Annotated in this window: 5 protein-coding genes; 4 read left to right on the forward strand and 1 reads right to left on the reverse strand. The window is 28.6% G+C overall.

What is annotated here, in order from left to right:
* Window positions 1-183: 183 nt before the first annotated feature.
* The 4 genes from Q1X91_RS14335 to Q1X91_RS14350 are packed head-to-tail and all read left to right on the forward strand — an operon-like array spanning window position 184 to window position 4,946.
* On the forward strand, window positions 184-1,854 hold the full coding sequence (locus tag Q1X91_RS14335; protein ID WP_300759065.1) for a Na/Pi cotransporter family protein: 1,671 nt from the start codon (window positions 184-186) through the stop codon (window positions 1,852-1,854).
* Between the two features lie 25 nt (window positions 1,855-1,879).
* Window positions 1,880-2,821, forward strand: a complete 942-nt coding sequence (locus Q1X91_RS14340; RefSeq protein ID WP_300759067.1) for a GDP-L-fucose synthase — start codon at window positions 1,880-1,882, stop codon at window positions 2,819-2,821.
* A gap of 14 nt (window positions 2,822-2,835) precedes the next feature.
* Window positions 2,836-3,837, forward strand: a complete 1,002-nt coding sequence (gmd, locus tag Q1X91_RS14345) for a GDP-mannose 4,6-dehydratase (protein WP_300759069.1) — start codon at window positions 2,836-2,838, stop codon at window positions 3,835-3,837.
* Window positions 3,838-3,845: 8 nt separating this feature from the next.
* Complete coding sequence (locus tag Q1X91_RS14350; protein WP_300759071.1) at window positions 3,846-4,946, forward strand: glycosyltransferase family 10; 1,101 nt, start codon at window positions 3,846-3,848, stop codon at window positions 4,944-4,946.
* Window positions 4,947-4,961: 15 nt separating this feature from the next.
* On the opposite strand, the gene Q1X91_RS14355 is transcribed toward Q1X91_RS14350, so the two are convergent.
* Window positions 4,962-6,305 carry a LysM peptidoglycan-binding domain-containing protein gene (locus Q1X91_RS14355; RefSeq protein WP_300759073.1) on the reverse strand — a complete coding sequence of 448 codons (1,344 nt, stop codon included), beginning with the start codon at window positions 6,303-6,305 and terminating at the stop codon, window positions 4,962-4,964.
* Window positions 6,306-6,631 lie beyond the last annotated feature (326 nt).

Below are 6,631 nucleotides of genomic sequence, written 5' to 3' on the forward strand. Positions count from 1 at the left end.
CATAGGTATTCCTTTTTGTTTGTTGTGATAATTTAAATTATAAGGAATACCTCCTTTTTTTAAACTAAAACTGTGCAATATCTATGGCTCTTAAACAAACTTAATAATTTATTTTTATTGACTTTTTTTACATTTATAATATACTAAGCACGCCTAGCTTAATAAAATAGTAGGATATGCCATATGTTTTTAAACCTAGCTTTTTCTTTAATCGGCGGATTCGGACTTTTTATGTATGGTCTTAAAGTATTTTCAGACGGACTTCAGGAAAGTACAGAAAATGCCCTAAAAGAAATACTCCATAAATTAACTCAAAATAAAATATTCGGAATAGCTTTAGGTTTCTTAATAACGGCAATAGTTCAGTCAAGCAGTTCTGTTACTGTAATGACTGTAAGCTTTGTTAATGCTAATATCCTTACACTTTCTCAAGCAATAAATATCATACTAGGTGCCAATATCGGTACTACAGTTACGGGTTGGATAATATCATTAAATATAGATGTTCTAGCTTTGCCTTCTCTCGGAATAGGATCTATTATAGTTATATTTGGTTCAGAAAATAGAAGATTAAAATTCTTTGGTGAAATACTAATGGGTTTTGGTATGATATTTTATGGTCTTATTCTTATGAAAATGGCATTTGAAGGAGTAAGAGGTTCTGAGGATTTTGAAAAAGTTTTCTTGATGGCGAATGCCAATACTATGTACGGCAGATTTTTATGCGTAATGATTGGTATGATCGTTACTGCCATAATACAGTCAAGCAGTGCTGCTTTGGGTGTTACTATATCATTAGCTTCAGTTGGTTTGATAGATTATCCTACTGGTGTAGCATTAATACTAGGACAAAATATCGGTACTACAATCACAGCTGTACTAGCAACTTTGGGGGCTTCTACAAATGCTAAAAGAGCTGCTTTAGTTCACTGCTTATTTAATATATTCGGCGTTATATATATGTTCTTCCTATTCCCATATTATATAAAATTAGTTGATATAGTTGTAGGATTTATGAACATAGGAGATCCTAATCTCGTAGTAAATAATAAATATGTAAATATATCATTTTATATAGCAGCTGCACACACAATATTTAATATTATAAATGTTATAGTATTTTACTTCCTAACAGAAAAACTAGAAAAAATTGTATGCTTCTTAATCAAAGACAAAGAAGACGAAAAACATGTTAGTGTACTTTCTGATAAATTACTTAATATGCCAGTATCAGCAGAAATAGAGGTAAGAAAAGAAGTTACTTATATGGGAGAAATTGCTAAAAAAATGCTGTCAAGAATAGAACAGCTATTTGAAAATCCTAGCGAAAGACTTCTTAATAAAATAAGAGATCATGAAAAAATGCTTGATAATACCGATCAGGAAATACATTCATTCCTTCTCAAACTGCTTGGAAAAAATACTTTAAACTCAGCAAATATAGCTTCTCTTATAAATATAAGTACATACTGTGAAAATCTAGGGGATAATTTAAAAGATTTGGGTAAAGCAATTATAAAAGGAAATGAAAAAAAGACTTTATTTAATGAAACACAGAAAGAAGATATATTAAAAATGATAGACAATAATAAAAAATTTATAGATTATTTATCAGAGCTAATACTTCAATACTATTCTTTAAATAAAGAAAAAACATATGAAGAAGCTATGCAGAAATATCATGAAATAAAAGCATTCTATTATGAAGCAAGACAAAGACATTATGACAATGTTGATAAATCATTAATACCTGCTTTAAATGCACATTTATATGGAGATGTATTAGTATATTTTAACCGTTCAATTTCTAATCTTGTAAACATAGTAGAATCTATAACAGGAAAAGATAAATGATTCTTATATTGAGGAAATAATAGTTATGGATAAAAATATAAAAATATACATAGCTGGTCATAGAGGTTTAGTAGGAAGTGCCATAGATAGAATACTTACTAAAAATGGATATAATAATATAATAAGAAAAACTCACTCAGAGCTAGACTTAAAAGACAGAAAAAAAGTATTTAATTTTTTTGAGAGAGAAAAACCAGAGTGGGTATTTTTATCGGCGGCAAAAGTAGGAGGAATATACGCAAACAACACCTACCCCGTTGATTTTTTATTGTACAATCTTCAAATTCAAAATAATATTATAGAAGCATCATATAAATATAAAGTTCAAAAACTAATGTTTTTAGGCTCAAGCTGTATATACCCTAAAGAATGTCCTCAGCCTATAAAAGAGGAATATCTTCTTTCCGGATATTTAGAAAGCACAAATCAGCCTTATGCATTAGCAAAAATTGCAGGTATAGAATTATGCGATGCCTACAACAGACAGTATAATACAAACTACATTGCTGTTATGCCATGCAATCTTTATGGTATAAATGATAACTATCACTCTGAAAATGCTCATGTTATACCAATGCTTATTAGAAGATTTCATGAAGCAAAAATAAATAATTTAAAAGAAACCGTTATTTGGGGAAGCGGTACTCCTTTAAGAGAGTTTATGTGTTCTGATGATTTAGCAGAGGCTTGCCTTTATTTAATGGAAAATAAAAATGCTAAAGATATAGGCAAGTTTATTAATATAGGATCTGGAAAAGAAGTTACTATTAAAGAGCTTGCAGAATTGGTAAAAAAAACTGTTGGTTTTGAAGGTGAAATAAAATTAGACAGCTCTAAACCAGACGGCACTATGAGAAAACTTCTTGATGTTAGTAAAATAAATGCTTTAGGCTGGAAATACAAAATAGAACTTGAAGACGGCTTAAAAATAGCATATAATGATTTTTTGAAAAACTACAATAAATGAATTTAGGATATAATATGAAAAAAGCACTTATAACTGGAATTACTGGACAAGACGGTTCATATTTGGCAGAGCTTTTATTAGAAAAAGGATATGAAGTATATGGTATAATAAGAAGAAGCTCATCATTTAATACTGAAAGAATAGATCATTTATACAGAGATCCGCATATTAATGATGTAAAAATGTTTCTTCATTACGGAGATTTATCTGACAGCTCCAATTTATCGAGACTATTAGAAAAAATACAGCCTGATGAAATATATAATTTAGCAGCTCAAAGCCATGTAAGAGTAAGTTTTGATATGCCAGAATATACTGCTGATGTTGTAGGGCTTGGTACTATAAGGATACTTGACGCTATAAAAGAAACACAAATAAAAACTAAATTCTATCAGGCATCAACAAGTGAGTTATATGGAAAAGTTGTTGAAACACCTCAAACAGAAAAAACACCTTTCTATCCTAGAAGTCCGTATGCATGTGCAAAATTATATTCTTACTGGATTACTGTTAATTACAGAGAAAGCTATAATATGTATGCATGTAATGGTATATTATTCAATCATGAAAGTCCAAGACGCGGTGAGACTTTTGTAACAAAAAAAATCACACATGCCATTGCTAGAATACTTAATAAAGAACAGGATAAATTATATTTAGGTAATTTAGATTCAAAAAGAGACTGGGGATATGCTAAAGATTATGTAGAAGCTATGTGGCTAATGCTGCAGCAGGAAAATCCTGATGACTATGTTATAGCTACTGGAGAAACACATTCTGTAAGAGAATTCCTAGATGAAGCTTTTGGACTTGTAGGGCTTGATTGGAAAAAATACGTAGAGATAGATCCTAGATATTACAGACCTGCAGAAGTTGATTTACTTTTAGGAGATCCTACAAAAGCAAAAGAAAAACTAGGATGGAAACCAAAAACTACATTCAAAGAATTAGTAAAGATAATGCTTGAATATGATTTGAATAATGTAGGATTAAGTTTAGATAAATTAAAAAAATAAAGTCATTTATGAAAGATAAATTATTATTAAAAAAAAATTTAATTGAGTATTTAGTTTGGTTTATTCCTATAAGAATTATAAGAAATAAAGTAAGAATAGATTCTGTTTATTTAAAAGATTTAGGATACAAAATAAACTATAATCATTATAAAAACGATATAAAAAATAAAAAAACATTTTTCGTTAGAAATGACTGGCCTGTAAACGAAAAAGAATTTGATAAAAATATTTTTTATAATTTAATAAAAAACAATTATATTAATAACTTAGAAATAGGATATAATCCAGATATAGAATATTTCGGACCTGTTGGAAAAAGATATTTTCTGGAGCATTCTAAAGCTAAAATAAAAATATTTTATACTGGTGAATGCGTATCTAAAAATGCCATCAATAAAACTTGGGCACAATATTCTGACAACTGCATTAATTATGCTGACTTATCACTTAGTTTTGACAGATTAGATGAAAATAAATATCAAAATTATGTTCGTTTTCCTCTTTGGATATTTTATAATTTTTATGGAATATTAGACAATAAAAATTATACTAAAGATGATATAAAAAAAGTTATAGATAATATTAATAGTGCCAAATCAAAAAAGAATAAATTTGCTTCGTTAATTGCAAGTCATGATGCCAGCAATATAAGAACTCAAATGTATGATAAAATATCAAAAATAGATAATATAAGCTGCCCTAGCAAATTATTTCATAATGATGATACGTTAAAACAAGATTTTAATAATGATAAAATTGAATATTTAAAAGATTTTAAATTCAATATATGTCCAGAGAATACTATTAGTGACGGATATATAACTGAAAAACTTTTTGATGCATTTAAAGCGGGATGCATACCAATATATAATGGTGATGAAAACATAGAACTTGATTTGGTTAATAAAAATGCACTGCTATTTTTCAAGAAAGATGAAGACAATACAGAACTTATAAAAGAAATAGAAAAGCTGCATAAAGATGACAAATTATTTGATTCTTTTCAAAACCAAATAAAAATATATGACTCTATGGTTGATTATCTTTGGGAGAGAAGAGTAAAAGTATTAAATAAACTTGAAACTTTAATTAATGAAAGATTAAAATAAATATTTATAATTACCTTATTTATTTGTTGGTATTCTCAAAAATATCTCCATACCAATAGAAAGTACATTACTATTAAGTCTATTCCAAGCCTTTATCTCAGATATATCTATATTAAATCTTCTTGCAATTATCCAAAGAGTATCCCCGCTTCTAACATGATACATTATATCCTTATATTCATAATCAGGAGGAGGCAAAGATTCGAAATAAACAAATTTCCCTTCTCTTATTCTCTCTTGTTCTTCTTCATACTGGGCTAAATCAACCTGCTTTGCATTATCAAGTCCCTGTATAGGTATCATGACCTGCTGACCTATATTAAGATTTTTAGATTTTAATTTATTTATTTCTACAATGGCATTTATAGGAACACCATAAAATTTAGAAAGATGAGAAAGTGTTTCATTCATCTTTACTTCATGGCGTCTGAAAGTAACTCTTTCACTTGCTGGTATTTTAGCAAATGTTTCATTAAACTTATCCCCAAGTCCCTGAGGAACTCTTAAGGGATATCTAACCATACCAGGAGGTGTTACTCCTCTTGCTAAATGCGGATTTAAAGCTTTTAAATCTTCAGTGTCAACTTCTATCATCTTAGCTATAACAGATAAATCAGCCGCATCATCTACATAAACCAAATCACCCTGCGGAAAAACAACTTTAGGTTTATTAACTTTAAAACCAAATCTCTCAGGGTTCTTTGCAATTATAACAGCAGCAACATATTTTGGTATATATTCTTCAGTTTCTTTTGGAAGAACACCTGCAGCAAGTAAATCTCCAAAATCATTGCTTTTTACTTCACGTATAGCTTTTGATATTCTTCCGCCTCCTGCATTATAAGCTATTAACGCAATTACCCAAGATTTGAAGTTTTTATCAAGCCTTACCAAATGATCAGCAGCAGCTTTTGTAGAACGTTCAGGATCAAATCTATCATCAGACCAATAATTTACTTTAAGATTGTATATAGCACCTGTCATAGGCATAAACTGCCAAAGACCAGCAGCACCTGCATGAGAAACCGCCTGAGGATTAAAATCGCTTTCTATTATAGGTAAATATACCAAATCCTCTGGAACACCTTTCTCTGCAAATACTTCTTTAATATAAGGCAAATATATTTGGGCTCTGTCTATAATTTTCTGCATATAATTTTTCCAGCTGCCCTGATATCTATTTATATAATAAGAAACTCTGTCATTTCTAAAATCATTTACATCAAAACCTCTAAGCTCAACTACTTTTATATCGCGTCCTAGAGATTCTCCAAACACACTAAGCTCGTAAAGATTAACTCCTTCAAGTGCCTTTCTTATGTACATATCAAATGTATCGCAAGAGTTAACAAACAACATTATTATTACAAGAAAAATAACTATTATAGTCTTCTTTATTTTTTTAATAATAAACCTGCCCCAAAATTATTTATTTTTTAATTAGTATATTTAACATTATTATTTAAAGATTTGCAACTTTTTTAACATTTAAAAAATCGGATATTATGGTAAATAAGTTTAGATTTTATTGAAAAAGGATATGTTTATATAGTATTTTTGTAAATATTAAGTTAATAAATTATAATTATACTTGTTTCAAAAGTACTTGACAAATAATTTTAATAGTTTATTGTTTTATGCTAAATTATATAATATTAATTATCATGTAAATCGTATGTTTTACA

This window comes from uncultured Brachyspira sp., assembly GCF_949287625.1.
GTDB lineage: Bacteria > Spirochaetota > Brachyspiria > Brachyspirales > Brachyspiraceae > Brachyspira.

What these genes read in the sequence shown, in the direction of transcription:
- Q1X91_RS14355 (WP_300759073.1), bottom strand. Translation starts at nt 6,305, where the DNA reads ATGTTGTTTGTTAACTCTTGCGATACATTTGATATGTACATAAGAAAG.
- Q1X91_RS14340 (WP_300759067.1), top strand. Translation starts at nt 1,880, where the DNA reads ATGGATAAAAATATAAAAATATACATAGCTGGTCATAGAGGTTTAGTA.
- Q1X91_RS14350 (WP_300759071.1), top strand. Translation starts at nt 3,846, where the DNA reads ATGAAAGATAAATTATTATTAAAAAAAAATTTAATTGAGTATTTAGTT.
- gmd (WP_300759069.1), top strand. Translation starts at nt 2,836, where the DNA reads ATGAAAAAAGCACTTATAACTGGAATTACTGGACAAGACGGTTCATAT.
- Q1X91_RS14335 (WP_300759065.1), top strand. Translation starts at nt 184, where the DNA reads ATGTTTTTAAACCTAGCTTTTTCTTTAATCGGCGGATTCGGACTTTTT.